The 26087-nt window shown below is 33.8% G+C and carries 17 protein-coding genes; 16 read left to right on the forward strand and 1 reads right to left on the reverse strand.

Translation table 11 applies throughout. The annotated features are described in order from the left end of the window. Positions 1–5: 5 nt before the first annotated feature. From ACXAHM_RS01055 to ACXAHM_RS01090, 8 genes are all read left to right on the forward strand, one after another. Positions 6–1628: a RagB/SusD family nutrient uptake outer membrane protein gene (locus tag ACXAHM_RS01055; protein ID WP_474958532.1), complete on the forward strand. Its 1623-nt coding sequence runs from the start codon at positions 6–8 to the stop codon at positions 1626–1628. A gap of 157 nt (positions 1629–1785) precedes the next feature. Continuing rightward, the gene (lacZ, locus tag ACXAHM_RS01060) at positions 1786–4935 is read left to right on the forward strand and encodes a beta-galactosidase, LacZ type (protein ID WP_474958533.1); all 3150 of its coding nucleotides are present in this window, start codon (positions 1786–1788) and stop codon (positions 4933–4935) included. Positions 4936–5007: 72 nt separating this feature from the next. After that, positions 5008–6603 carry a glycoside hydrolase gene (locus ACXAHM_RS01065; RefSeq protein ID WP_474958534.1) on the forward strand — a complete coding sequence of 532 codons (1596 nt, stop codon included), beginning with the start codon at positions 5008–5010 and terminating at the stop codon, positions 6601–6603. Positions 6604–6606: 3 nt separating this feature from the next. Continuing rightward, positions 6607–8388, forward strand: a complete 1782-nt coding sequence (locus tag ACXAHM_RS01070) for a T9SS type A sorting domain-containing protein (RefSeq protein WP_474958535.1) — start codon at positions 6607–6609, stop codon at positions 8386–8388. Between the two features lie 166 nt (positions 8389–8554). Beyond that, the gene (locus tag ACXAHM_RS01075) at positions 8555–10351 is read left to right on the forward strand and encodes a GDSL-type esterase/lipase family protein (protein WP_474958536.1); all 1797 of its coding nucleotides are present in this window, start codon (positions 8555–8557) and stop codon (positions 10349–10351) included. 68 nt (positions 10352–10419) lie between these two features. After that, positions 10420–11703, forward strand: coding sequence for an acetylxylan esterase (locus tag ACXAHM_RS01080; RefSeq protein WP_474958537.1), 1284 nt, complete (start codon positions 10420–10422; stop codon positions 11701–11703). After that, a complete protein-coding gene (locus ACXAHM_RS01085; protein ID WP_474958538.1) occupies positions 11700–12593 on the forward strand; it encodes an alpha/beta hydrolase in 894 nt (297 codons plus the stop codon). The genes ACXAHM_RS01080 and ACXAHM_RS01085 overlap by 4 nt, the downstream gene beginning before the upstream one ends. Before the next feature lie 249 nt (positions 12594–12842). Continuing rightward, positions 12843–13355: a hypothetical protein gene (locus tag ACXAHM_RS01090; RefSeq protein ID WP_474958539.1), complete on the forward strand. Its 513-nt coding sequence runs from the start codon at positions 12843–12845 to the stop codon at positions 13353–13355. Between the two features lie 187 nt (positions 13356–13542). Here ACXAHM_RS01090 and ACXAHM_RS01095 read toward each other — a convergent pair whose 3' ends face one another. Further along, entirely contained in the window at positions 13543–13908 is a 366-nt protein-coding gene (locus tag ACXAHM_RS01095; protein WP_474958540.1) for a hypothetical protein, read from the reverse strand. 212 nt (positions 13909–14120) lie between these two features. On the opposite strand from ACXAHM_RS01095, the gene ACXAHM_RS01100 reads away from it, so the two are divergent. From ACXAHM_RS01100 to ACXAHM_RS01135, 8 genes are all read left to right on the forward strand, one after another. Next, complete coding sequence (locus ACXAHM_RS01100; protein ID WP_474958541.1) at positions 14121–15035, forward strand: hypothetical protein; 915 nt, start codon at positions 14121–14123, stop codon at positions 15033–15035. 34 nt (positions 15036–15069) lie between these two features. Next, positions 15070–15864 carry a thymidylate synthase gene (locus tag ACXAHM_RS01105; protein ID WP_474958542.1) on the forward strand — a complete coding sequence of 265 codons (795 nt, stop codon included), beginning with the start codon at positions 15070–15072 and terminating at the stop codon, positions 15862–15864. 115 nt (positions 15865–15979) lie between these two features. Next, positions 15980–16876 carry a S66 peptidase family protein gene (locus ACXAHM_RS01110; protein ID WP_474958543.1) on the forward strand — a complete coding sequence of 299 codons (897 nt, stop codon included), beginning with the start codon at positions 15980–15982 and terminating at the stop codon, positions 16874–16876. Between the two features lie 93 nt (positions 16877–16969). Continuing rightward, positions 16970–19222 (forward strand): hypothetical protein, encoded by a 2253-nt coding sequence (locus ACXAHM_RS01115; RefSeq protein ID WP_474958544.1) that lies wholly within the window; start codon positions 16970–16972, stop codon positions 19220–19222. A gap of 99 nt (positions 19223–19321) precedes the next feature. Then, positions 19322–19945 (forward strand): DsbA family protein, encoded by a 624-nt coding sequence (locus ACXAHM_RS01120; RefSeq protein ID WP_474958545.1) that lies wholly within the window; start codon positions 19322–19324, stop codon positions 19943–19945. After that, positions 19929–20645, forward strand: a complete 717-nt coding sequence (locus ACXAHM_RS01125; RefSeq protein WP_474958546.1) for an SDR family oxidoreductase — start codon at positions 19929–19931, stop codon at positions 20643–20645. The genes ACXAHM_RS01120 and ACXAHM_RS01125 overlap by 17 nt, the downstream gene beginning before the upstream one ends. Positions 20646–21479: 834 nt before the next feature. Then, positions 21480–24437, forward strand: a complete 2958-nt coding sequence (locus tag ACXAHM_RS01130; RefSeq protein ID WP_474958547.1) for a SusC/RagA family TonB-linked outer membrane protein — start codon at positions 21480–21482, stop codon at positions 24435–24437. Between the two features lie 19 nt (positions 24438–24456). Next, on the forward strand, positions 24457–26067 hold the full coding sequence (locus ACXAHM_RS01135; RefSeq protein WP_474958548.1) for a RagB/SusD family nutrient uptake outer membrane protein: 1611 nt from the start codon (positions 24457–24459) through the stop codon (positions 26065–26067). Positions 26068–26087: the final 20 nt, after the last annotated feature.

Raw genomic sequence — 26087 nt, forward strand, 5'->3', positions numbered from 1 at the left:
ACGTCATGAAAAGACTTAATTCAATATATTTATTATTAGCAATCTTCTTGGGAGGAATGTCATGTTCAGATTTTTTAGATAACCCTCCTCAAGGTGTATTGACGCCAGATACTTTTTATCAAAATGAAAAAGAGGCTACTCAAGGATTGATGGGTGCATATTTCTGGTTGCAAGGAGACGATTGGTGGTTTCAAGATCCACATAGAACCTATGGAGATGTTTGTTCTGACAACTCGTTTGTAGGTTATGAAAATGATGTTCCAGAGTATGTCTTAATTTCAGAATTTAGATTAAACTCATTAAATGGTTATTTACAATATTTTTGGAACTTCAGCTATAAGGCAATTTTCAGTGCAAATGTTGTAATTAATAGAACAGAGACCGCTTTAATTCCTGAAGAGGCAAATAAAAAGCAAATTATTGCGGAAGCAAAAGTGTTAAGAGCATTCCATTATTTTAATTTGATAAGAAGCTTTGGTGGAGTGATAATTATGGATCATGAAACTACAGGAGTAGAATTAGAGGAAGATCTTACTCGAGGTAGAAGTACTGAAGCTGAATCATGGGATTTTGTAGCAGCTGATTTATTAAGTGCTATTGAAGACCTTCCAGTAAGAAGCCAACAAGCAGGTGATCAAGGGGGCAGAATAACAAAAGGTACAGCCCAAGCATTATTAGCAAAAGTGTATCTATATCAAGAAGATTGGGCTAATGCTTTAACAATGTCAGAAAATGTAATCAATAGTAATGAATATGGATTGATGTCATTGATAGATCTTTGGGATGGAAATACACCAAATTCATTAGAGTCAGTTTTTGAAATTGCCGTATCAAATAGTACTATCGCAACAACAGGTTCAGGTATTCCATTATGGCATGGTTCAAGAAATAATAATAATTTTTCAGGAGCTCAAGAATCTACTTATGCATATGGGTGGGGGTATAACACTCCTTCAAGCCATTTGGATCTAGCATATACAACATCTGATGGAGCTGAAGATCCTCGTAGACCGTTTACGATAATTAGACACAATGAATTGATAGATCTTCAAGGAAATCCAGATCCAAATGGATATCCATATAATGCTTTTGAAAGTAGTGATACTGATTTTTCAAATACTTCAGGAAGAATCAATAGAAAAGCATTTTATAACCCAACACTTCGTTTAGGTGAATGGCGTCAAGATGCTTTCCATTATAAGATTATTCGTTATGCAGATGTTCTATTAATGGCAGCTGAAGCCGCATACAAAACAGGTAATGAAGGAAAGGCATTACTTTATGTCAATCAAGTTCGTCAACGTGCTTGGAACGATCCATCAAGAGATATCCAAGGTTCAGGTCAAGCTTTATATGATGCTATCAAATTAGAACGTCGTTTGGAGTTAGCCATGGAAGGTGAGCGTTTTTATGACCTAAAAAGATGGGGTGACCTAGAACAAGCATTAGCAAACTTTGTAGATTATAATGTGAATCTTAACAATGACTACGATGGCATTATAAACTCAAATGGAGATAGAAATTACAAGGGTGATTTATTCAATCCTTTGATACATACAGTATTCCCAATTCCACAACGACAAATTGATTTGTCTAATGGAGCAGTAGAACAAAATCCTGGTTACTAGGACTAATTTACTAGCATTACAAAGTAGTTATTAAGTGAATAGTTACAATGAAAAACCATAAGTAGTTTTTGAATGTAGCTAACTTAAACCACTGTGGTTTTTCAAACTATTCACACTTAACTATCGACATTCAACCTAATTTCATAGTAAAAGACAAATGAAAAAAAATATATTATTAGGCTTGTTGTTAGCTGCTTCATTTGGGATCAATGCTCAATCAGTAAATGATTGGGAAAACCCTAAAATGATTGGAGAAAACAAAGAAGAAGCCCATGCAACCTTTACGCTTTTTTCTTCTGAAACACAGGCTTTTGAAAACAATAAAGCTGTAAATGAGAGTGTATTATCTTTAAATGGAACTTGGAAGTTTAATTGGGTAAAGAAACCTATAGATAGACCGTTGGATTTTTATAAAACGGACTATGATGTTCAAGAATGGGCTGATATTGATGTTCCTTCTAACTGGGAATTACAAGGATTTGGTACTCCAATCTACACCAATGTAGAATATCCTTTTGTTCCTGTAAATCCTCCACATATTCCGCATAATGATAACCCTGTAGGTTCATACAAAAGAACATTTACACTGCCTTCAACTTTCGAAGATAAAACAGTTTATGTTCATTTCGCAGGGGTGAGATCAGCCATGTACCTTTGGGTAAATGGACAAAAAGTAGGCTATTCTCAAGGATCAAAAACACCTGCCGAATTTGAAATTTCTCAATATCTTCAAGAAGGTGAAAACCAAATAGCAGTAGAAGTGTATCGTTGGTCAGACGGTTCTTACATTGAAGATCAAGATTTCTGGAGAATTAGTGGAATTGATAGAGAAGTTTATTTATATGCCACGCCAAAAACGCAAATTCAAGATTTTGAAGTAAAAGCATCACTAGATAAGTCTTATAAAAATGGAGTATTTAATCTAGATGTTGCGGTTAAAAACAAAGACCAAAAGAATTTTACTGGAGCAGTAGAAGTTGCATTATTTGATGCAAACATGAAAAGAGTATTGCTCAAAAAAGCGACTGTATCTATAAACAAAGGTGAGGGCAAGAATGTGCCGTTTATAGGAAAAATAAATAAGGTAAACCGTTGGAGTGCAGAAGACCCTTATTTATACACAATGGTCCTTTCTCAAAAAGATAACAAAGGAAATGTAATCTCTTCTACATCTTCAAAAGTAGGTTTTAGAAAAGTAGAGATTAAAAATGCTCAATTACATATCAATGGAGTTCCTGTATTGGTGAAAGGAGTCAATTTACACGAACATCATCCAACAAGAGGACATGCCAATACTTTAGACATGATGTTGAAAGACATCGAAGTGATGAAGCAAAATAATATTAATGCAGTCCGTTTAAGCCATTATCCAAATGATACGCGTTGGTATGACTTGGCTGATAAATATGGATTGTATTTAGTAGATGAAGCTAATATAGAAGCACATGGATTAGGTGCAGAACATCAGGGAACTTTTGATACTGCAAGACATACTGCCTACAATGCGGATTGGTATGAAGCACATTTTGATAGAGTAAAATCTATGGTAGAGCGTGATAAAAACCATCCTTCTGTGATTTTATGGTCAATGGGCAACGAATGTGGAAATGGTGAAACATTTTTCAAAATCTACGATTGGTTAAAAGAAAGAGACGCTTCTCGACCTGTACAATTTGAGCAAGCTGGAGAAAAAAGAGATACGGATGTAGTCTGTCCAATGTATCCTCCGATGAAACAGATTCAAGCGTATGCAGATGCAACAGATAAAACACGTCCTTATATCATGTGTGAATACTCTCATGCAATGGGGAATTCTAATGGTAATTTCAAAGAGATTTGGGATATTGTAAGAAGTAAACCACATATGCAAGGTGGATTTATTTGGGATTGGGTAGATCAAGGTATTCAAACAAAAGATGAAAACGGAAATATGTACTGGGCATATGGTGGAGATTTCAATTCACAGATGTATCCTAACCAAGAAAATTTCTGCTTGAATGGATTGGTTGATCCAGATCGTAAACCTCATCCAGGATTGTATGAAGTGAAATATGTACATCAAAATGTACAGTTTAATGTAGTGGATGCTGCTGCAGGTAAGGTAAAAATTACTAATGAATTTGACTTTACAAATCTGTCGAAATACAAGATGACTTATACTGTTTTAAAAAATGGTGAAGCCATCAAAGAAGGAGAAGTAGCACTTAATATAGCACCGCATCAAACAAAGGAAATTCAAGTAGTTCTTCCTGAAATAAAGCCTGAAGTAGGTACAGAATATTTCTTAAACTTTGATGTTGTAACAACAGAAGCTACGGAAATGATTCCAAAAGGTCATTCTATTGCACATGATCAGTTTATGATTGGTAATGGTCAATATTTCCAAGCAGTGACTAAAGCTGAGGGGAAACCAAAGGTGAAAAAAGAAGGTAACTGGATTGGTATTGAAACTAAAGATGCTACGGTATGGATTAGTGAGTGGGGGGAAATTGGACAATGGACTTATAAAGGACAAGAGTTAATAAAAGATGCTCCAAAACCAAATTTCTGGAGAGCACCGGTTGACAATGATTTTGGAAATCATATGCAAAAGGAAAGTAACATTTGGAGAAACGCGAGTAGAAACAAATGGGTGAAAGCGATGGATATCAAAGAAGAAGGAGATCAAGTAGTTGTAGATATTACATTCTTCCTAAAGGATATTCAAAGTGATTACAATTTGAAATATACAATCCAAGGAAACGGAAACATTGGTGTAGAAGCTTCTATGGATATTTCAAAACAAAAAGACCTACCAGAGTTACCTCGATTTGGAATTTCAATGGTAATGCCTGGTCAATTTGATAACTTCAAATTCTACGGTAGAGGTCCTGTCGAAAATTATCAAGATAGAAATAACGCAACAAGAGTAGGGGTATATGAAAGCAAAGTTGCAGATCAGTATCATGCTTACTTACGTCCTCAAGAAAATGGTAATAAAACAGATGTAAGATGGTTATCTCTTTTAAATAAAGATGGAATCGGCTTACAAATTGTAGGGAATCAACCATTGAGTGTTTCTGCATTACATAATTATATTTCTGATTTTGATCCAGGAATGGAAAAAGGACAGAGACATATCAATGATATATTTCAACGAAACTTAATCGTATTGAATGTTGACTTGAAACAAAGAGGAGTTGGAGGTGACAACAGCTGGGGTTACTTACCACACGATGAATATCGTCTCTTAGAAGATAAATTCTCGTATAGTTTTACCATGATTCCTGTTGATCAAAGCAACAAAAAAGCCGATCTAGGAAAATAAACTATAAAGAGTGTTATTCGATTTGATACACTATATTCGATGAGGTAACACTCTTTTACAAACATATTTTTTATGCTTCATATTAACTCAATTTTTAAGACTTTTACAGCCGCCTTATTATCAGTTACATTATTTACATCTTGTTCTGAGGATACTCCAGAAAATAATGGAAGTAGTCTTGGCGACACTACTCTTAGTATTGATATTTCACAACAATACCAAGAAATAGATGGTTTTGGTGCTTCAGATGCATGGTCTATTCAACATGTAGGTAATTGGCCTGATGATACAAAGAATGAAATTGCAGATCTTTTATTTTCAAATGAATTGAATGAAAATGGATCTCCTGAAGGAATAGGTCTTAATATTTGGCGATTTAATATTGGAGCAGGATCATCAGCACAAGGTAATTCAAGTGCAATCAGTGATTCGTGGAGACGTACAGAAGGTTTTCTTCAAGATGATTTTACATATGATTGGACGCAACAAAGTGGACAACAATGGTTTTTGAATGCTGCTAAAACAAGAGGTGTTGATAAAATTATTGGTTTTGCAAACAGTGCTCCAATCCAATATACAAAAAACGGAAGAGCAAATACATCCACTCCAGGAACATCAAATTTGGCTCCAAGACAATATGAAAATTACGCAAACTTCTTAACCGAAGTGGTGACACATTTTAAAGAGAATGGAACCACTATCGATGAGTTGTCTCCAGTGAATGAAACACAATGGGATTGGGACAGAAGTTCAGGACAGGAAGGTAGTCCTTATACCAATAACGAAGTAGCAAGTTTAGTGAGAGTTCTAGACCAAAAAATATCAGAAAGAGGACTATCGACAAAAATTGAAGTAGCTGAAGCTGGACAAATTGATTATGTCTATGAAGAAGGAACGGATAAATCTGGAAGAGATGATCAAATCAATGAGTTTTTTGGAGGAGGAAGTAATCATGTTGGTGATTTATCAAATGTTGCTCAATCTATTTCAGGTCATAGCTATTGGACAACAGAATCACAATATCTTGCTTCTATGCGTCAAGAGTTAGCATCGAGATTAAATGAAATAAATCCTTCTTTAAAATATAACATGACTGAGTTCTGTATCATGCGAGATTTTGAAGAAAATATTGATGGTAATGGGAAAGATTTGTCAATCGATATGGGTTTATACTTAGCAAGAGTGGTCCATTACGACCTAACTATCGCTCAGGCTTCATCTTGGCAGTGGTGGTTAGCTGTAAGTCCTTATGATTATAAAGATGGTTTAATTTATATCAATAAATCAGAAGCTGGAGGAAGTTATCAAACCTCAAAAATGCTATATGCATTAGGAAATTATAGCCGATTTATTGATAAAGGAATGCACAGAGTACATACAAATCAACTGTTTGATAAGCAAAATAGTGATAGCTTTATTATGCAGCGTATTATGTCCTCTGCATATGCTTCTGTTGATGGAAGTAAAATCGTTTTAGTTTTAGTGAATTACAACGATTATGAATATGATATCAATTTTAATTTTGAAAATAACGACATAGAAGGTGAGATGATGCAAATGTATCAAACGTCATCGTCTAAGAATTTAGAATACATAGGTGAGCAAGAAGTAAGTGCTCCAATTGTTATCGCTCCAAAATCGGTAACAACTTATGTAATTAACCGATAAACAATGAAACTAATTAATCTAACAATTTTATTACTCTGGGCAATCACTTGTGTAGCTCAGAGTAGTGAAATCTTACCAAATAATTCTTCCCTTCAATATTCTGGAAGAATAGAATTTACAGCCTCCAATGTAGCTAGGTTTAGTATGCCTAGCAGTACTATCAAAATTAAATTCAAAGGAACAGTATTAAAAGGAACTTTTTCAGCCAAAAATTTTGACGGAGATGGAAAAGGATACCTATATGTAATAGTCGATGGAAAAGCAGATCCATACGATAGAAATATTGTAGAAATAGTGAGAGCTAAACAAACGTATACGTTAGCCGATAATCTGTCAGATAGCGAACATACTGTGGAGTTAGTAAAAATGAATGAATATTGGAGTCTAATTGAATTTCATGGATTTGATCTCGGTCAAGGTGAAATAATAGATTTCCCTGCTAGAAGTGAACGATTAATCGAATATTATGGAGACTCTAATCCTTCGGGGTGGTCAGCATGGAATGATAAAGATCAAGGAGGAGATAATGCTTCAGGAGCTTACTTTACATATCCTGGATTTACTGCGAGAGCTCTAGGTGCTGATCTTGTTAATTTTACAGCAGGAGGTTTTGGTATTACACCAAATATGGGGAAAAGTGATTTAACTAGATATGTTGAAAATATCCATATTAATACTGATCAACCAACCACAAATAAATGGGATTTAGAAAATAATTATCTTAATAAGACACCAGACGTTGTGGTGATTAATTTAGGAGCAAATGATTTCTATAGTGGTGTAAATAGAGATACTCAAAAACAAGGTTGGAGAAAGATTGTATTAGAACAATTAAGACCACACTATCCTAATGCTCATATCGTATTGGCAAATTCTGAAGGATGGGCAATAGGTGAACCTGCTGATTATGTAGATGAAATGATTGAGGAATTCAAAGCTAGAGGGGATAATAATGTTTCTTATGTCAAATTTCCTTGGTTATGGGGACAAGAACATGCTGTTATTTCAGAACATGCTGGTTTTGCAAATATTTTAACTCGACATATTGCAGAAAAAATGAATTGGGATATTCCTGAAGATAATCCTTACTCGTCTTTTCCTCAAGAAGGGAATTTATTAGGAAATCCTTCTTTTGAAAATGCTATACTTGGGATTCGACCAGATGGATGGAGGCCTACTTCTGTAACAAGTGAAGCTAAGTTTATAAATGATGAAAAAGAAGCTAAAACAGGTTCTGGAATAATAGAATGTCCTTCTGGTTCAGGGGTACATCAAGCAGTAAAAGCGACTCGAGGAGAACAATTTTACATTACAGTTTACGCAAAAGGTAATGGTGGAAAAGGAACATTAAGATATACTTTTAAAAACCAAGGGCAGCGAGAAATTTCAACGAAAGAAGTTTCTATTGAAACAACAGGTAATTGGCAAAAAATAAGTGTTTTAACAACAGAAGCTCCATTAAATACTTGGCAGATTGATGTGGCAATTTCATCATCATCTAATGTCGTTTTATTTGATGATATACAAATGCAATACAATGATGTAACTTCTACTGAAACACCAACAAAAGACTTGGGATGGAATGTCTTTCCTAATCCCGCAACAGATTTTATTCAGATCTCATCAAAAGATAATAGTGTTATTAATTATTCCATATATTCTGAATTAGGAAATAAGATATATAGAGGAAAAAATAAACAGTTAGATATCTCAAAATGGAATAAAGGTTTATATATCGTACATCGAAAAGACCAAAATAATAGCAAGAAATTTTTTAAAAATTAAGAATCAATAAACAACACATTATACACAACACTTAATGCATACTTACTGCCATCGTTTACCCAAAAATAAGTTTATTTAATAAGGAGAAAGCCGGCTCTCCTTATTAAATAATAATTCAATCTATTTTAATCATTGAAGAAGTTAATTCTCTAAACACACACATTAAATGAAAAAAATACTATCATTTTTACTTCTATCGGTATTTGTAGAAGTAGGTTTACTTCAGGCACAATCGGTAACAGTTTTACCCTCAAATGACAACATACAATATACAGGTCGGATGACAATGCGTAATGCGAATGCACCTGTATTTTCAATGCCTTCAACTTCTATAAAAGCGAAGTTTAACGGTACCGCTATCTCTGCTACTTTCTCCAATACTGTAGGCAACAGTTATCTTTATGTGATAATTGATGGAAATGCTGATCCATATAATAGAAATGTGATTCGAATTACACAAAGTAATCAAACATTTGTTTTAGCTGATGGGTTAACAGCCGGAGAGCATACGGTAGAAATTGTCAAGGTGAATGAGTACGATACCAAAGTAACATTTAATGGCTTTACTATTGAAGGAGGGTCTGGCTTAGTAGCACCTCCTGCTCGTCCAAGTTTACAAATTGAGTATTTTGGTGATTCTAATGCCGCAGGTTGGTCAGCTTGGGATGTTAGAGATGAAGGTTTTGCAAGGTTGTCTGGTGGGTATTACACCTATCCAGCAATGGTAGGAAGGATGCTGAATGCTGAAATCTCAAATTTCTCTGCTGGAGGGTATGGAGTTACGGATAATATGAATCGTCTTGATTTGAAAGATTATTATCATCGTATCCATATTACTGGAGGTAATGGAAGAAACAATCAATGGGATTTTGAAAATAATTATTTCAATTTTGATCCTGATGTTGTAGTAATTAACCTTGGAGCAAATGATTACTACGCTGGAGCTAATAAAAATACAATAAAAAGTAGCTGGCAACAGTTTGTGAATACATTGAGAGGACATTATCCAACAGCTCATATTGTAATGGCAAATTCTTATGGTTGGGCAATAGGTGAGCCTGCAGATTATGTAGGTGAATTTGTAACTGAAAGACAAGCAGCAGGAGATCAAAATATCTCTTTTGTGAAATTCCCTTGGTTATGGTCGGATTATCATGCTGTAATTAATGAACATGCTACTTTTGCAAATATATTATCAACTCATATTGCTGAAGTGCTTAATTTACCAACGCCAACACCTAGTGATTTATCTACGTTTGCCCCTTATGGACAGGTAGGGAATGGAAGTTTTGAATCTTCATTAATGGAGGGTTTTGCAGATGGTTGGAGGCCATTTGCTACTTGGTCTTTTCCAGAATATGTAGCGAATGCATCAGATGCTTATGATGGTAATAGTTATATTCGTTGCCCTGCAACTTACGGTGTTATGCATGCAGCACCTGCATCAGAGGGAGATATTTTTGACCTTTCAGTATATGCAAAAACGGTCACTGGAAATAGAGGGAGATTGAAATATGAGTTTAGAGATCAAGGACAAAATATAATCACAGAAGGTCAGCAAAATGTAAGAGGGTTAAACAGTACTTGGCAACAAGTAGAACTGACAACAAATGCTGCCCCTGCAGGAACTTGGCAAATCAATGTTATTTTAGAAGCTAGAAATAATTCGACTGTAGATTTTGATTTAGCAGAAATGTCATTAGCATCAAGTAATGCTAGAAAAAGAAATGATGTTGTACAGTTGGAGAATGAATTGAAAATAGTGGCATATCCAAACCCGACAACAGATTTTATTCTATTAAAAGGAAGCACAAATGAAACGCATTTTAATGTGTACAATATTCAAGGAATTTCTAAATTAGAAGGAATTGGCAATCGTGTAGACTTATCCAATCTATCTAATGGAATATATTTTATACAAGTGGAAGGAAATCAAACACCTTTCAAAATAATTAAACAATAGTTTAATTAATATAGAGTAAGTGTAATTATTAATAATAATGCTAACTCAAACTTTAACAAACAAATACAATGATAAGAAAGTTATTACTCATTTTTTCGATCTTCTATCTCTGTTCAAGCATAACTATTGCACAAGAGAAAACCGAAGAGTCACCCTTAAAAATTAAACTCATTCCTAAAAATGAAGGGATCTTTCCAGACCGTCTTTTGGAACTGTATGCTGAAGTGAAAAATACAACTTCAGAAGAAATGAAGTATACCATTGATTGGGAAATTACGAATGATGAAGGAGTAGTATTAAGAAAAAAAGCATTTCCCTACAAAGTACAACCTAATGGTACTTTTTGGGCTTATTGTCCTTTATATCGATTCCAAACAGATGGCTTTTTTGAAGTAAGAGCGGAGGTGAATGTCAATGGGATTACACAAAAATTTAAAACAGTTGTTACAACGAACCCTGAAAATATATCTTCTCCTTTATTAAAACCAGTTGATTTTGATGAATTTTGGAAAGAAGGTTTAGAAGAATTAGCAGCTATAAAGCCCAATTTCAAAGTAAAAAAGATAAAAAGAAATAAAGATGCAAAGACGAACCTTTTCGAAGTAGAGATGCAAAGTGTAGGAGAGTTAACAGTAAGAGGTTGGTTAGAAGTACCTAAGAAAAAAGGCGTTTACCCTACATTAATTCAAGTACCAGGTTATACTGTAAATTTAGAACCAGTGGACAAATACGAAGACATGATCATCTTCTCATTCAATGTCAGAGATCATGGTAATAGTGACAATTCTGGAAAACGTCATTATAAAATGTGGGCTAGAGGATTGGACAATCCTAAAGAATTCTATTATTATGGTATTTACTTAGATTGTATTCGTGCAGTAGATTATATCATGACGAGAGAAGATGTAGATAAAGATCGAATTGCTGTTTGGGGAGCATCTCAAGGTGGTGGATTGGCCTTTATGACAGCCGCATTAGACCAAAGAATTGATTTTTGTGTAGCAGATATTCCTTTTTTAACAGATTGGGAAAGATATTTTAGTATCTCTAATTGGGAAGAAATTGATGAATGGTTGATGCAACATCCTACTGTATCATGGAATACAGTATTGAATACATTGAGCTATTTTGATACGAAAAACATGGCGAAAAATATTCAATGTCCAGTATCTATGGGTATAGGTTTACAAGATGAAGTTTGCCCACCGTCAACAAGTTTTGCAACTTATAATCTCATCACAACACCAAAGACTTATTTTATTGATCAAACACAAGGTCATTGGGTTTCTGATGAAAAGTGGGAGGAACACTACAAAGAGATTAGAGCATTTTTTAAAATGGATGAAATATGAAGAAATTAGTATTAATTGTAAGTTTATTCATCACTTACTTTTCTGCAATAGCACAAGAAGTCGTCCCTTTATGGGAGAAAGGAAAAATTCCATTTTATAAAGAAAATAATTTAAAAGAATATGAGAAGGAAGCCTATGGTACTCTGTGTGCTTTTGATATCACTCAACCTACTTTAACCATTTTCAAAGCCAAAGGAAAAAATACAGGAAAAGCTGTGATGGTCATCCCAGGTGGAGGATATGGATTAGTCGCTATGCACCATGAAGGTTATGATATCGCAAAAAAACTACAAGAGGCAGGGATTACGGCTGCCGTATTAAAATATAGGATACCTAACCCGAAATCATCTACCAAGCCAGAAATGGTACCCATTACAGATGCCAGAAGAGGATTGAAGATGATGCGTGAAATGGCATCGGAATATGGATTCTCTAAAGATCAAGTTGGTGTTGTTGGGTTTTCTGCTGGTGGTCATTTAGCAACAGTGTCTGCTTTATGGTCTACAGATGATAAAGAAGAAATGCCTGACTTTTGCGGATACATTTATGGTGTAACGGATTTATCAGAAGCTAATTTAAAATGGCTTGAAGAAAGTCTTTATTACCGTAAGTTGACAAAAGTGGAAATCGCTCAAAACACATTGTTGGATTATGTCACAAAAGATGTACCTCCTGCATTTTTAGTCCATGCTTATGATGATCAAGTATGTTTTATTGAAGAAACAACCTTATATGCTGAGAAGGCTCATAAAGTAGGGGCAGTCGTTGAAACACATATTTTCCCAACTGGTGGTCATGGGTTTGGAATTGGTAGAACTTCTGATGGAACAGATCAGTGGATGGATTTATTTATTAATTGGATCAATAGATTGAAAGTAGATGTAAATTAAGTAGGAAATGTTAAAATGTTGGTATTTAAACTACTGAAAAACAATTAATTAAAGATTAATTTATCTTTTATAGTAAATAAAGTTTAAAATGCATGTTAACTAATGTGAGTACTATTGCTTATTTTAGAAAATAATCACAACTTGTGAACCTGAGCTGTTTAGACAGTTAAATCTAAATAAATTAACAGGCTAGTTATAACGACTTATTGCTAGTTAGGTAATTGATTTACCTATTAAATTACTATCATTATGCAATCTACAAAACAATTAATCAAGGAAGAGAACAAACTCTTCACTTTAACCGACACATTAGACGATAAATCAAAAGTCAACAGAATTATTTTAGTAATAATGACATTGGCTCCATTTGCTGAGATTTACAGAAATTATACTTCTGAACAAAATTTCTTAGTAATGGGAATATATGCACTTATGATTGGTGTGTTAATGGTTGGTGCTTCATTTTTTGAAAGATCACCAGAAAAAATAGTGAAAAGAGTAACAGGTTTAGTGGTATTCTTATTTGCCATTGCATTTGTTCTTTCTCAACAACCTATTTCAGTAGTAGGATTTGAATTCAAAATCTTTATGGCTATTGGTTTAGGTAAAATGTATTTTAATGCATTAAACTTAGAAGATATCAAAACAGATATTCGCCAGACAAAAGAGTTAATTAAGAATATTAAGAATTTGAAAGCGATTAAGAAATCAAAAGAAATGATGAATACTAAATCTCCAAAAGTAGTCAACTTAGGTTTTTAATATTCAGCTATTTACAAGATATAAAATATAAATTGAAGGTATACTGTTAAGCAGTGTACCTTTTTTTGTGTCTGAGTTTTTCTCTTGAGAAGAAATAACAAATTGTACTTTAGTCCAAAAAGTAAGGACATAAAAAAAACTCCTAAAGTATTTTACGATTTGGTAATACTTTAGAAGTTTAAATGTATTATTTTAAATAAGAAGGAACATTTACCATTGGTGTTCCTAAATCAGATAGATTATATAACCAAGAATGTTGATATTCTAATGCTAAATTTCTGTGATAAGGGTGAATAATATTAATGAAAGGTGTATTGGGTTCAGTAATAAACTCCATGACCTTTCGGATGATATTCACATCTTCAGCATCTAACTGTTCTTTTTGAGCCCCTGAATGAGGACATAATTTGTTTAAGGTTTTCTCTGCTAATTCTTTGTGATCAGGTATGATAACACTAATGTATTCAGCAATAAATCCAAATTTCATAGATTCTCGTAAACCAGCTTTTATTATAGCAATAATATCTTGCTCTTTTTTAGATAAAGCTCTCATGATAGTTGGTGGAATTGTTATAAGTTACCTAGAAAGAACGCACACTTAATATTTGACATAATTGGTCTAACGTTCCAATATGCATAATAGGAAAAAATTTTGATTTTTATCTAAAATGTATGTTTATATTTTGTAATAAGTGTGTATTATTATAATATTAATAATATAAGTGTATCTATTTTTAAAATATTTTAATATTAATAAATTAGTTTATGATTTACCATATCCTAAATGGTGACAGTACATTGAGTATGTGGGAACAAAATCAATTTGAAGGTGTTCCTATCGTTTTTAGAGAAATGTTGGTAGAAGGAAATTGTGTGGGTGAACTCTTTACGAAACTCTTTTTTGAATCCAGAATTAACTTTATCGAGACCCATTACGACATCGATCCGTGCAATTTTGCTACCCAGTTGTACGATGATCTCCAAAAGTTAAAATTGTCTACTATCCAAGACGATATAGTACTTTGGTTTGAGAATGATCTTTTTTGTCAGATCAACTTGATGGCTGTACTTGCCTTTATTGGTGAAAATAATATTACTTATCGATCAATTGCAGTCATTCAAACTGAAGAAAATAAAGGTCTAGGAAATTACAGAGTTCAAGATTTTCCAGAATTGTATAATCACAGACTCCTACTAAATCAGAAGGATGTAGAATATGCTATGGAATTTTGGAAAAGATATACAGATAGCAACCTGACCACTTTCATGCCTTTTATTCATCAGCATCCATCTAGTTTTGCTTTCTTAAAAGAGGCCATGATTGCTCATTTAGAGCGTTTCCCAAATCCTGAAACAGGAATAAATAAAATAGAAAGAAGAATATTAAAATTCTTAGAAATAGAGCCTTTATCATTACATAAATTAATAGGAAAACTACTTCGACGCCAACGATGGGAAGGGTTTGGAGATTTACAATATGAAAAAATGATACTAAATATGGCTCCTGAATTAATACATGAAGAGGAAGGGAAGTATTATTTATCTGTGTTAGGAAGGCAAATTTTAAGAGGTGTTTCCAAATACGATGATTCTCATTTACCTTATGTTTATCTAGGGGGAGTGAAGCGAAGTGATTATTATTTTGACCGCACAAATAATTTGGTAATCGAAAGGAAATAATGCTATTTTGCATTCGTATTTTTAAAATAGCACTATGAAACAATACCACGAGTTACTTCGAAGAATTTTAAACGACGGCGCAAACAAAGGAGATAGAACTGGTACAGGTACACGATCGGTATTTGGACATCAGATGCGTTTTGATTTATCGGAAGGATTTCCTGTCTTGACGACAAAAAAGCTTCATTTAAAGTCTATTATCCACGAATTACTATGGTTCTTAAATGGTGATACTAACGTTAAATATTTACAAGATAATGGCGTTAGAATCTGGAATGAATGGGCAGATGAAAATGGTGAATTAGGGCCTGTATACGGTAAACAGTGGAGATCATGGGAAGGAGCTGACGGAAAGACAATTGATCAAATTACTTGGTTGATTAATGAAATAAAGAACAATCCAAATTCAAGAAGATTAGTAATTTCAGCTTGGAATGTTGGTGAGTTAGACAACATGGCTCTAATGCCTTGTCATGCTTTATTCCAATTCTATGTAGCTGATGGTAAGCTGTCTTGTCAATTGTACCAAAGAAGTGCAGATGTATTCTTGGGGGTTCCTTTTAACATTGCTTCTTATGCATTATTGACGGTAATGATTGCTCAAGTTTGTGATCTTGAACCGGGTGATTTTGTACATACTTTAGGAGATGCTCATCTTTACAATAATCATTTAGAACAAGCTGAACTTCAATTAACAAGAGATTTTAGAACATTACCACAAATGGAAATTAATCCTGATGTGAAAGATATTTTCTCTTTTAAATTTGAAGATTTTAAATTGACAAATTATGATCCACATCCACATATTAAAGCAGAAGTATCTGTCTAAGTGGTTTTAAAGGATTATTCTAATAAAATGAAAAGCCTTGAATAAGAATACTTGTTCAAGGCTTTTTTTATACCTCAGAAGTTTACAAATTACAGTAAGCAACAGGTTGAATACTATGAACACATTACAAAAAGGAGATAAAGTACTTGTTGTTGCAGCATCAGGAAAAGTAGATGTAGAAGCAACTTTACAAGGAATAGAAACATTAAGAAGTTGGGGATTATATGTTCCCAATGATCAAGAATGGGCTGCGGAATGGGGAAGCTTGGCTGGTGCAGACAGTAGAAGAATCAGTAAATTACAAATGGCATTAGACGATCCTGAAGTCAAAGCTATTTTTATGGCTAGAGGAGGATACGGTCTAACTAGGATCATAGATCGTTTAGATTGGGCCAAATTCATTGATCATCCAAAATATATCATTGGATTCTCTGATGTAACAGCCCTTCATACCTGTATCAATAATTTAGGTTTCAAATCTATCCATGCACCAATGGTAGCTCAGTTTGCTAATAAAGATTTAGAGCTAAGTGTAAGTCAATTAAAGGGATTATTATTTTATGGAGAGATTCCTTCTTTAAAAGGAGAAGTAAGTGAAAGTTATAGTGATCGCGTCATAGAAGGAGAAATTGTAGGAGGGAACTTATGTTTATTAGCAGATCAAATAGCGACTTATTCTGAACTGAATATGGAGGATAAAATCCTTTTTATTGAAGAAATAGGTGAAAAACCCTATCAAATAGACCGTTATTTAACGCACTTACAAAGAAGTGGAGATCTCAAAAAAATAAAAGCTGTGATTATGGGACAGTTTTCTGGAATTCCAGATGAATCAGAGCCATTTTTTCCTTTAAATATCAAACAAATAGTCAAAGAAAAAGTAGAAGTGCCTGTAATTTCGGAGGTGACTGCTGGTCATGATTATCCAAATACACCTATTGTTTTAGGAGGGAAATATCAGATAAAATGTATTGGTGATAAGGCATTAATACAATTTATAGATAATCAATAGTACTATAATAAGAATCTTATTTCATCAATTATTATTCAATAGAAATTAAATAGGAGTCATTGTATATTAATGGGATAAAATAACCTATTAATTATGAGACAATTATTACTACTAGCTATTACTCTATTTCCTGTATTAGCATTTTCTCAAAGTATAAAAGAAATTACGCCTGACCTCCTTGTAAGAATAATGAATGGAGAAAAAAGAAGTGATGTCTATGAAATTGATCGCGATGTTGCTTTTGGAACACTAACTGAAGCAGAAATACAATCTCTAGTAATAAAAGCAGGTGAAACACTAGCTATATGTGGTGATTTAAAGTTGGATAAGAACTCATTATTAAAAAACGAAGGCAATCTAATCATCTCAGGTAGTTTAATTCTTGATGAAAATGATGTTTTTAACGGAGTTCCAACAGCACATAAATTAGAGAACAGTGGATATATAATTGTCGGAAAAGATTTTAAAGGAGTAGATGAAATCCAAAATCCTCAAAACAATCAAATTGTAACTTCTGGTTACATGGCCATCGGTGGTAATCTTAAAGTGCATCATTTGACAAACTCAGGATATGTTTGGACATCTACAACCCATAGAGGATCAGTTGGAGGTGTGAAAGTTGTAGGTTCTATGGGAATCAATATCATTCGTGAAGTAGCAGAACTGAATCATGTAGTTCATCATTTTGAAAATCTGAAATCCAAAAAATGTTCAGAAGATGAAGATCAAAATTTAAGTTATATAGAAGTTAAATTTGATGAAGTTTTTAAAAAACAAGTGATTGTAGCTGCCAAAGAACAAGATCCAATTAATAAAGGTCTTCAAAGTATTTACAAAGTTACCACAACAATAAAAGATGAACATACAGTAGAAATTGGTTGGAATATAGATGTTGCAACTGCTCCAACAATTAAAAATATTACTGTTCAAAAGTCTGATAACAATTTATCCTTTAATACAATTTCTGAACAACCAAGTGCATCATTACCTACAGGACAAGACTTTGATGTCGCATTTGATGAGACAAAAAGTACATTTTATAGGTTAGTTGCCTTAAAAAATAATAACACGGTAGATACAGTTATTGTAAAAGGACCAGTATCAAGGTTACAATATTTCAGAGATAAATTTGGTCCTAACTTACAACGTCACTCAAAAACTTATGTTGGTAATAATGGAAAAAATTATGTAATCTACTATATGGAAGGAGATGTATCCTTAATAGATAATCGACAGCATTCATATGACCTTCTTGAAATTAAAGATTATGAAATTGTAATGGTTTGTGGTAATCTAGAATTATTATCAAAATATAGATTACATATAGAACCACACGGTGCTTTACAAGTAGATAAAAGTATATCCTTTAAAGATGTTCCGTATACTACTAATAAAAGATATGATATACAAAATAAAGGTATCATCTTAGTTGGTGAAAACTTCGAGACACAAACTAGTGGAAAAGTAGATGATTTATCTATCGAAGGAGAAGGAGCTTTAGTAGTTGGTGAAATGTTCAAAAACAATGGACAAACCATGATGGATGGAGCTTTCTGTGCTTGCTATGATGGAATAATAGATCATGCAAACGAAGGCTCTTTTGTTGCACTTGGACATTTAAAAGAAATAGTTGATAAAACTCCTAAAGATGCAGACCCAGATAATGCTGTCAGTAAAATGAAACGTCAATTAGCAATAGCAAGTAAATTTGTCAATGATGTAAATGTTTCTTGTGGTTCAGGAATGGGTGCCATTACTTTTGATATTCTTTTTGGACATCATACTACTTTACCTGTTACACTTTCTACGTTTACAGCTAAAATTCAAGATGAAAATGTGACGTTAGATTGGATTGATGAACAGGAAGTGAATGTGGACTTCTTTGAAATCTCACGATCTACTAATGGTAAGAAATTCAAAGTGATTTCAGAACGTATAAAAGCGGCTGGTAATTCAGAAAAACGAGAAGTATATAATTACATTGATGATGATGTACCTAACTCATCATTGATCTATTATAAACTAACGGAATATGACTTTGATGGTAATGCAGAAGAGTGGACTAGGATTGTTCATACAGAAGGAAATAGTGACTATAATGTCAATGTATTCCCAATTCCTGCGGATACTAAGTTGAATGTGGAAGTACAAAATGTAAAAAGCGATCTAAATAAAATGAATATTCAATTGATCAATGTAGTCAATAGTCAACAGTTTAATTTGGATGGAAATGTGGATATGAACAATGTCGAATTCAATGTTAGTGAGATTCCTCCAGGTATTTATCTAATGGAAGTTTATCTCGGTAAAAAAATGATACATAATCAAAAAGTGATCATTCAATAATTTTGATCTAAAAAATGAGTAGTTCACATTTAATAAGGTGAACTACTTTTTTTTATGTGACAATTCCTCAATATTTGTTCAAACAAAAATTTTAGCATTATGAAACTAATTTATGTAATGGATCCTCAGTGCGGATGGTGCTATGGTAATAGTCCAAGTATCCAAAAAGTATATGAGGCTTACAAAGACGATATTGAGTTTGAATTTTTAGTTGGAGGAATGTGGGTAGGAGAGCATGCACCAAGAGGTGGAGCGCAGACTTCTCAGTTTATTCAACAACACTCTCCTGCAATGGAACAAAGAACTGGCGCTTTAGTAAGTACGGAGTTTTATGAACTAGCCAAGGATGAAACCTATGTTTTTTCAAGTTTTGAACCTTCATTAGCCATTACTTGGGTAAAAAAACATGCCCCAGAAAAGACTTTAGCTTTTATTTCAGAAATTCAAAAAGCACAATTCTATTTTGGTCAACGCTTTGATGACTTTAAAACTTATATTTCTATTCTTCAGAAATTAGAAATCGATCCACAACCTTTTATGGATTCATGGGGTTCTGAAGAAGATCAAAATGATACCATTGCAGAAATCAATCGTGCTCGTTTTCTGGCAAATGGATTCCCTTCTTTACTAATTGATAAAGGAGATGGAGAACCGAAGCAATTAGCCGCTGGATATTTTGATGGTGATGAAATGGTCGATAAGATTTATGGATACACTGTATAAAATGAATTGGAAAGATAAGAAAGTAATACTGACAGGTGGTTCTACAGGTATAGGTAGAGCTACTTTGGAAGTACTTCTTTTAAATGGTGCCCAAGTTGTCTTTTGTGGAAAAGAGGAAGATGAGGTCATCAAAACATCAAAAGTATTAAACGCTAAAGGTATTACTGCTGATTTAAGTACCGAAATTGGCTTAAAATCATTTTTTGAATTTGCTATTAAAGAACTCCAAGAAATCGATATTCTGATTAATAATGCTGGGTATGTCATTGTCAATCCAATCGACCAATTAAATAGAGAGGATTTTGAATTGATGTATGCCATTAATGTTATTGCTCCTGCTAGAATGGTACAAATGTGCTTACCTTATTTTAAAAAGAAAGGAAAAGGAGATATCGTAAATGTTGGTGCTACTGGTGGTCAAATGGGTTTTGCACAAGGAGCCGCTTATGCTTCTAGTAAAGCAGCGTTGATGAATTTATCTCAAACGCTTGTGAAAGAACTTCGAAAAGATAATATCCGCGTTTTTCATATAGATCCAAGTTGGACAACTGGAACAAATAACAATAATAAAGGAGGAGAAATACCTTTGGATGTAAATAAATTAACAGCGGCAGATTTAGCAGATACAATAATCATGATGCTGTCAACGAATCCAAGAGCATTTATACCTCAACTCAGTATCTGGGAAACAAATCCGTAATATCTTAAAAAAGTGACAGAAATCACTAATTAACAAAACAACCGATTTCGGAAAGAATGTTATGTATAATATCAATAATATGTCCTTAAACAAAATAGTATTACAACAAGGTGTTTAAATTTATAAAGAGTTTATTTGTTAAAATTAAGCTCTTTTTTTACGTTTTTTAGGTTGCATCTACAACCGTTTGTTTTAGGTTATTTAACTTAATTTCATCTGATTTATCTACTGTTACCCGTTTCGGTGATTTTTTACTTTTTCTAAACTGTTAATTTTAAGAATTTTATTTACAATAAATTAATCAATGTAAAATTTTTAAAGTGTTTATATTGCACTTGTAATGGAAAGAAAAATGAAATTATAAAAGTCTAAACTTAACTTTATTAGAAAAGAAACCTTATTCTCCGGGTAAAAAGTAAGATGCTTTTTTGCTCAATCAATGTATTTCCAACTGGAATGTATTCTAATTTTATTCTTTATTAATTAAAAAACGAATTACAAATAATATAATATTTGATATCTCTTTTGTACACCCTTTATCTTGGGTATGGAAAGGAAATGAAAATAAGATGAAGATTTGTAGTGAAAATAAAGTCAGAAGATAAACATCAACTGACAAATAATGCTTTTGTAGTGAAAATAAAAATTGTAAAGTCCATAACTTAATTTTTAACAATTAAAAGATTCTAATTTCTTGAGTGATGTGAAGAAAAATTCTTTACGGATACTCTCTGTTTACATTTAATCTAAAATATAAGCAACCTAATTTATATCTATATTATGAATAGAAAATTACGCATTACAAACAATAAATTTGTTTGTACCCTCCTGTGTATGCTTTTTACTTTCGTAAGTAGCTTCGTTTCCGCACAGGAAAAGTCTATTAAAGGAACTGTTGTTGATGAAACTGGACAACCTCTTCCAGGGGTAGCAGTTATCGTTAAAGGTACTACTCGTGGTACTACTACTAATTTTGATGGTGAATACACGCTTTCAGTTTCAGCATCAGATAAAACATTGGCATTTAGTTATATTGGTTATATGACTAAAGAAATTGAAATCGGAATGCAGCAAGTAATTAATGTTCCGATGGATGTGGATGCAGAACAACTAGATGAAGTACTAGTAATTGGTTACGGTAGTGTCAATAAAAAAGACGCTACAGGTTCAGTAGAAGCAGTAACTGCTGATGGGTTTAACCAAGGTGCTATTACTTCTCCTCAAGGTTTACTTCAAGGTAAAGTAGCTGGTGTTCAGATCACTTCTGGTGGTGGTGCTCCAGGATCAGGATCTACTATTCGTATCCGTTCTGGTTCATCTATGTCAGCTTCCAATGATCCACTTATCGTGATCGATGGTGTTCCAGTAGACTCTGAAGGTGTAGCAGGTATGCGTAACCCAATGAACGCAATCAACCCGAATGATATTGAAAGCATGACCGTATTAAAAGATGCGTCTGCTACTGCAATTTATGGTTCAAGAGCATCTAATGGTGTCATCTTGATTACAACGAAAAAAGGAGATAAAAACTCTACAGATATTCGTTTAAATTATACAGGTACTGTATCGGTAAATACGCCAAATGATCAAGTAGATGTATTATCTGCAGATCAATACAGAGATATTATGAAAGGTAGTGCTGGAGAGCATTTATTAGGTTCAGCAAATACAGATTGGCAACAAGAGGTATTAAGAACTACAGTTTCTACAGATCACAATGTGGGTGTTTCTGGTAACATTAGTGGTGTGCTTCCATTCAGAGCTACTGTAGGTTACACAATGGACAATGGTACTATGGAAACTTCTCAAATGGAGCGTACAACAGTGAACTTAAACTTGAGCCCTTCTTTCTTAGATGATCACTTAACAATTGATGCTTCTTTAAAAGGAATGTTTGTCGATAACCGCTTTGCAAATACAGGTGCTTTAGGTAGTGCAGTAGTTTATGACCCAACACAACCCGTACGTAGCAGTGATCCTGCTTATGATCCTTACGGAGGATACCATACATGGTTACAAAGCGGAAGTAAGTCTGTAAATGCTCCAAACAACCCTGTAGCAATGTTAGAGCAAGAAAATAACTCTGGTAATGTAAACAGAAGTATCGGTAATGCTCAAATCAACTATAAAATTCATGGATTTGAAGACTTAACTTTAAAAGTGAATGCAGGTTATGATTACTCTAAATCAGATGGAGGAATTGTAGTAGGTCCTGAAGCTTCATGGCATGAAAATAACGGTCCTGGCGGTGATATCCCTACAGGTGGTTATATTTCAAACTACACAGAAGAAAAGAGAAATGAATTATTAGATGTATATGCTCAATACAATAAAGAAATTGGTAAACACCGTTTCGATGTAATGGGTGGTTATTCTTGGCAACATTTCTACAGCGAAGGTTCAAATTCAGAAAATAATTACTATGGTACTGTTGCTAACCCTGAAAACAGAATGTGGGCAACAGAATACTATTTAGTTTCTTTCTTCGGTAGAGCAAATTATACTTTTAATGATAAGTATATGGCAACAGTGACAATGCGTTATGATGGTACATCTCGTTTCGCTCCTGATAATAGATGGGGTATGTTCCCTTCATTAGCACTTGCTTGGAAATTAAAAGAGGAGAATCTATTTAAAGATATGGATGCTTTAAGTACTTTGAAATTAAGAGCAGGTGTAGGTATCACTGGTCAACAAAATATCGGTGGAGATGATTACCCTTATATGGCAAGATATACTTATGGTGATCCTCAATCTCAATATACTTTTTTTGATCCAAATACAGGACAAATGGTATCTATTCCAACAATTCGTCCAGAAGGATATGATGAATATATCAAATGGGAAGAAACAACTACCTATAACATCGGTTTAGATTACGGTTTCTTTAACGATAGAGTAACAGGTGCAGTTGAAGGTTATTATAGAGTAACAAATGATCTTTTAAACACTATTCCAGTACCAGGTGGTTCAAACCTTACGAACATGTTATTAACTAACGTAGGTACATTGGAAAACAAAGGTGTTGAATTTAGTATCAATACGAAGATCATTGAAAAGAGAGATTTCCACTGGGACTTCGGTGTGAACGTAACTTGGAACGACTCTAAAATTACAAAATTAACAGTAGTGGATGATCCTTCATATGAAGGTGTGAAAGTAGGTGGTATTGCTGGTGGTACTGGTGAAACAATCCAAATTCATAAAGTAGGTTATGCTCCTTATTCATTCTTAGTATATGAGCAAGTTTATGATGATGCTGGTAAGCCAGTTGAAGGTGCTTATGTAGATAGAAACGGTGACGGTACTGTTGATGAAAGCGATATGTATATTGCTGGCGATCCAATGGCCAACGTTTACTTAGGTTTTACAACTCGTGTAATGTACAAAAACTGGGAGTTCTCAATGGCTGGTCGTGCACAATTTGGTAACCAAGTTTACAATAACGTTGATTCTAACAATGGTTACTATGACAACTTGTATGTTGCTGCGAATGGTAACACTAACAACGTAACAACTGATATCTACAACACTGGTTTCCAATCAGCTCAAATGAAGTCAGATTACTATGTACAAGATGCTAAATTCTTTAGAATTGACAACATCATGGTAGGTTATAACTTTAACCAACTAGGTAGTACTAATATGAGTGCTCGTGTATATGGTACTGTAAACAATGTAGCAGTATTTACTCCTTACTCTGGTGTTGACCCAGAAATTCAAGGTGGTATTGACAACAACATGTATCCTCGTCCAACGACATATATGTTAGGTGTAAATCTTTACTTCTAATCCTTCAAATTGAACAATAATGAACTTTAAAAATATAAAAAGATTTGTAATAGGAACAGCTTTGGTTGCTACTACTGCATTGACATCTTGTGTACACCAATTGGACACAGTTCCAGTTGATCCTAATGAAAATACACAGGACAAAATATATACTGATTTATATAGTTATCAAATGGGTCTTTCAAAGTTATATGCAGGTTATGCAGTAACTGGTCAGCAAGGACCTGATGGTAATGGTGATTTAGGTGGTATCGATGAAGGTGCTTCACAATACTTACGTAGATGGTGGGAAGCACAAGAATTACCAACGGATGAAGCAATAAATGGTTGGTCAGATCCAGGTCAGCCAGAAATGTCCTTCATGACTTGGGGTGTCAATAACACATTGAATGAAGCTTTATATTACAGAATTATCTATCAGATTACACTTTGTAATCAGTACCTAAGAGATACAAAAGATGCTCCATACGAAGAAGTAAGTACGTATAGAGCACAAGCTAGATTCCTAAGAGCATTCTCTTACTGGCATGCACTAGATATCTATGGTAATGGTGTTCCATTTACAACAGAAGAAAGTACTATTGGTTCTGATTTACCATTGCCAGCTGGTTCTGTAGGTGGTCGCGAATTATTCGATTACATTACAAATGATCTTTTGAGTATCATTAATGATGAAAATGAAGAGCACTTATTCAATGTAGGTGAAGGTCTTGTAGGTCAAGCAAACAAAGGCGCTGCTTGGATGCTTTTAGCAAAATTATACTTGAATGCTGAGGTATACATTAATGAAAGTTACCTAGATGAAGCACAAAAGTATACGGATATGGTAGTGAATAGCTATAGCTTAATCGAAGCTCCACAAGCAAATTCAAGTGCTTACCAGTCGTTATTCTTAGCAGACAATTACTTACAACACAACGAGATTATTTTCTCAATTAATTTTGATGGAAATAATACTCAAACTTGGGGTGGTATGACGTATATGGTTTGTGCTGCTGTAGGTGGTGATGATATGGACCCATCAAGCTTCGGTATTGGTGGTGGATGGGGTGGTAACCGCTCTATGCTTAATCTTTATGACTTGTTCTTGGACCAAAGTGGTAACCAAAATGACTCTAGAGGATTGTTCTTCACAGGATACAATCAGCCAGTAATCGAAAATTACAATATCTTTAACGAAGGTGTTCAAGTAGAGAAGTTTAAGAATATCACTGTTTCAGGTGCTGCAGGTTCTAACCCTACTTTTGTTGACACTGATTTTCCAATTTTCAGATTAGCAGATGCATTATTAATGCAAACTGAAATCTTATGGAGAAAAGGAACAGAAGATAAAACAAACATTCAAAGGTTATGGAATAGAGCGGGTAGAGTAGGTGCAGTTCCTACTATCGATGCTAAATTCTTATTGGATGAAAGAGCAAGAGAATTATACTGGGAAGGTCACAGACGTACTGACTTAAGACGTTTTAATGAATATACAGTAAATACGGTTGTATCTCCATGGCAATTCAAAGGAGGTATTGATTATAAACAAGGAAAAAGAGATATGGATGCAAAATATGAATTGTACCCTATCCCAGGATCAGAAATTGGTTCTAACCCTAATTTAACTCAAAACCCAGGTTATTAATACTACTTGAGAGCGTAGAC

The sequence above is a fragment of the Flammeovirga sp. AWQ4_249 genome, from assembly GCF_056161045.1.

What these genes read in the sequence shown, in the direction of transcription:
- ACXAHM_RS01055 (WP_474958532.1), top strand. Translation starts at nt 6, where the DNA reads ATGAAAAGACTTAATTCAATATATTTATTATTAGCAATCTTCTTGGGA.
- lacZ (WP_474958533.1), top strand. Translation starts at nt 1,786, where the DNA reads ATGAAAAAAAATATATTATTAGGCTTGTTGTTAGCTGCTTCATTTGGG.
- ACXAHM_RS01065 (WP_474958534.1), top strand. Translation starts at nt 5,008, where the DNA reads ATGCTTCATATTAACTCAATTTTTAAGACTTTTACAGCCGCCTTATTA.
- ACXAHM_RS01070 (WP_474958535.1), top strand. Translation starts at nt 6,607, where the DNA reads ATGAAACTAATTAATCTAACAATTTTATTACTCTGGGCAATCACTTGT.
- ACXAHM_RS01075 (WP_474958536.1), top strand. Translation starts at nt 8,555, where the DNA reads ATGAAAAAAATACTATCATTTTTACTTCTATCGGTATTTGTAGAAGTA.
- ACXAHM_RS01080 (WP_474958537.1), top strand. Translation starts at nt 10,420, where the DNA reads ATGATAAGAAAGTTATTACTCATTTTTTCGATCTTCTATCTCTGTTCA.
- ACXAHM_RS01085 (WP_474958538.1), top strand. Translation starts at nt 11,700, where the DNA reads ATGAAGAAATTAGTATTAATTGTAAGTTTATTCATCACTTACTTTTCT.
- ACXAHM_RS01090 (WP_474958539.1), top strand. Translation starts at nt 12,843, where the DNA reads ATGCAATCTACAAAACAATTAATCAAGGAAGAGAACAAACTCTTCACT.
- ACXAHM_RS01095 (WP_474958540.1), bottom strand. Translation starts at nt 13,908, where the DNA reads ATGAGAGCTTTATCTAAAAAAGAGCAAGATATTATTGCTATAATAAAA.
- ACXAHM_RS01100 (WP_474958541.1), top strand. Translation starts at nt 14,121, where the DNA reads ATGATTTACCATATCCTAAATGGTGACAGTACATTGAGTATGTGGGAA.
- ACXAHM_RS01105 (WP_474958542.1), top strand. Translation starts at nt 15,070, where the DNA reads ATGAAACAATACCACGAGTTACTTCGAAGAATTTTAAACGACGGCGCA.
- ACXAHM_RS01110 (WP_474958543.1), top strand. Translation starts at nt 15,980, where the DNA reads ATGAACACATTACAAAAAGGAGATAAAGTACTTGTTGTTGCAGCATCA.
- ACXAHM_RS01115 (WP_474958544.1), top strand. Translation starts at nt 16,970, where the DNA reads ATGAGACAATTATTACTACTAGCTATTACTCTATTTCCTGTATTAGCA.
- ACXAHM_RS01120 (WP_474958545.1), top strand. Translation starts at nt 19,322, where the DNA reads ATGAAACTAATTTATGTAATGGATCCTCAGTGCGGATGGTGCTATGGT.
- ACXAHM_RS01125 (WP_474958546.1), top strand. Translation starts at nt 19,929, where the DNA reads ATGGATACACTGTATAAAATGAATTGGAAAGATAAGAAAGTAATACTG.
- ACXAHM_RS01130 (WP_474958547.1), top strand. Translation starts at nt 21,480, where the DNA reads ATGCTTTTTACTTTCGTAAGTAGCTTCGTTTCCGCACAGGAAAAGTCT.
- ACXAHM_RS01135 (WP_474958548.1), top strand. Translation starts at nt 24,457, where the DNA reads ATGAACTTTAAAAATATAAAAAGATTTGTAATAGGAACAGCTTTGGTT.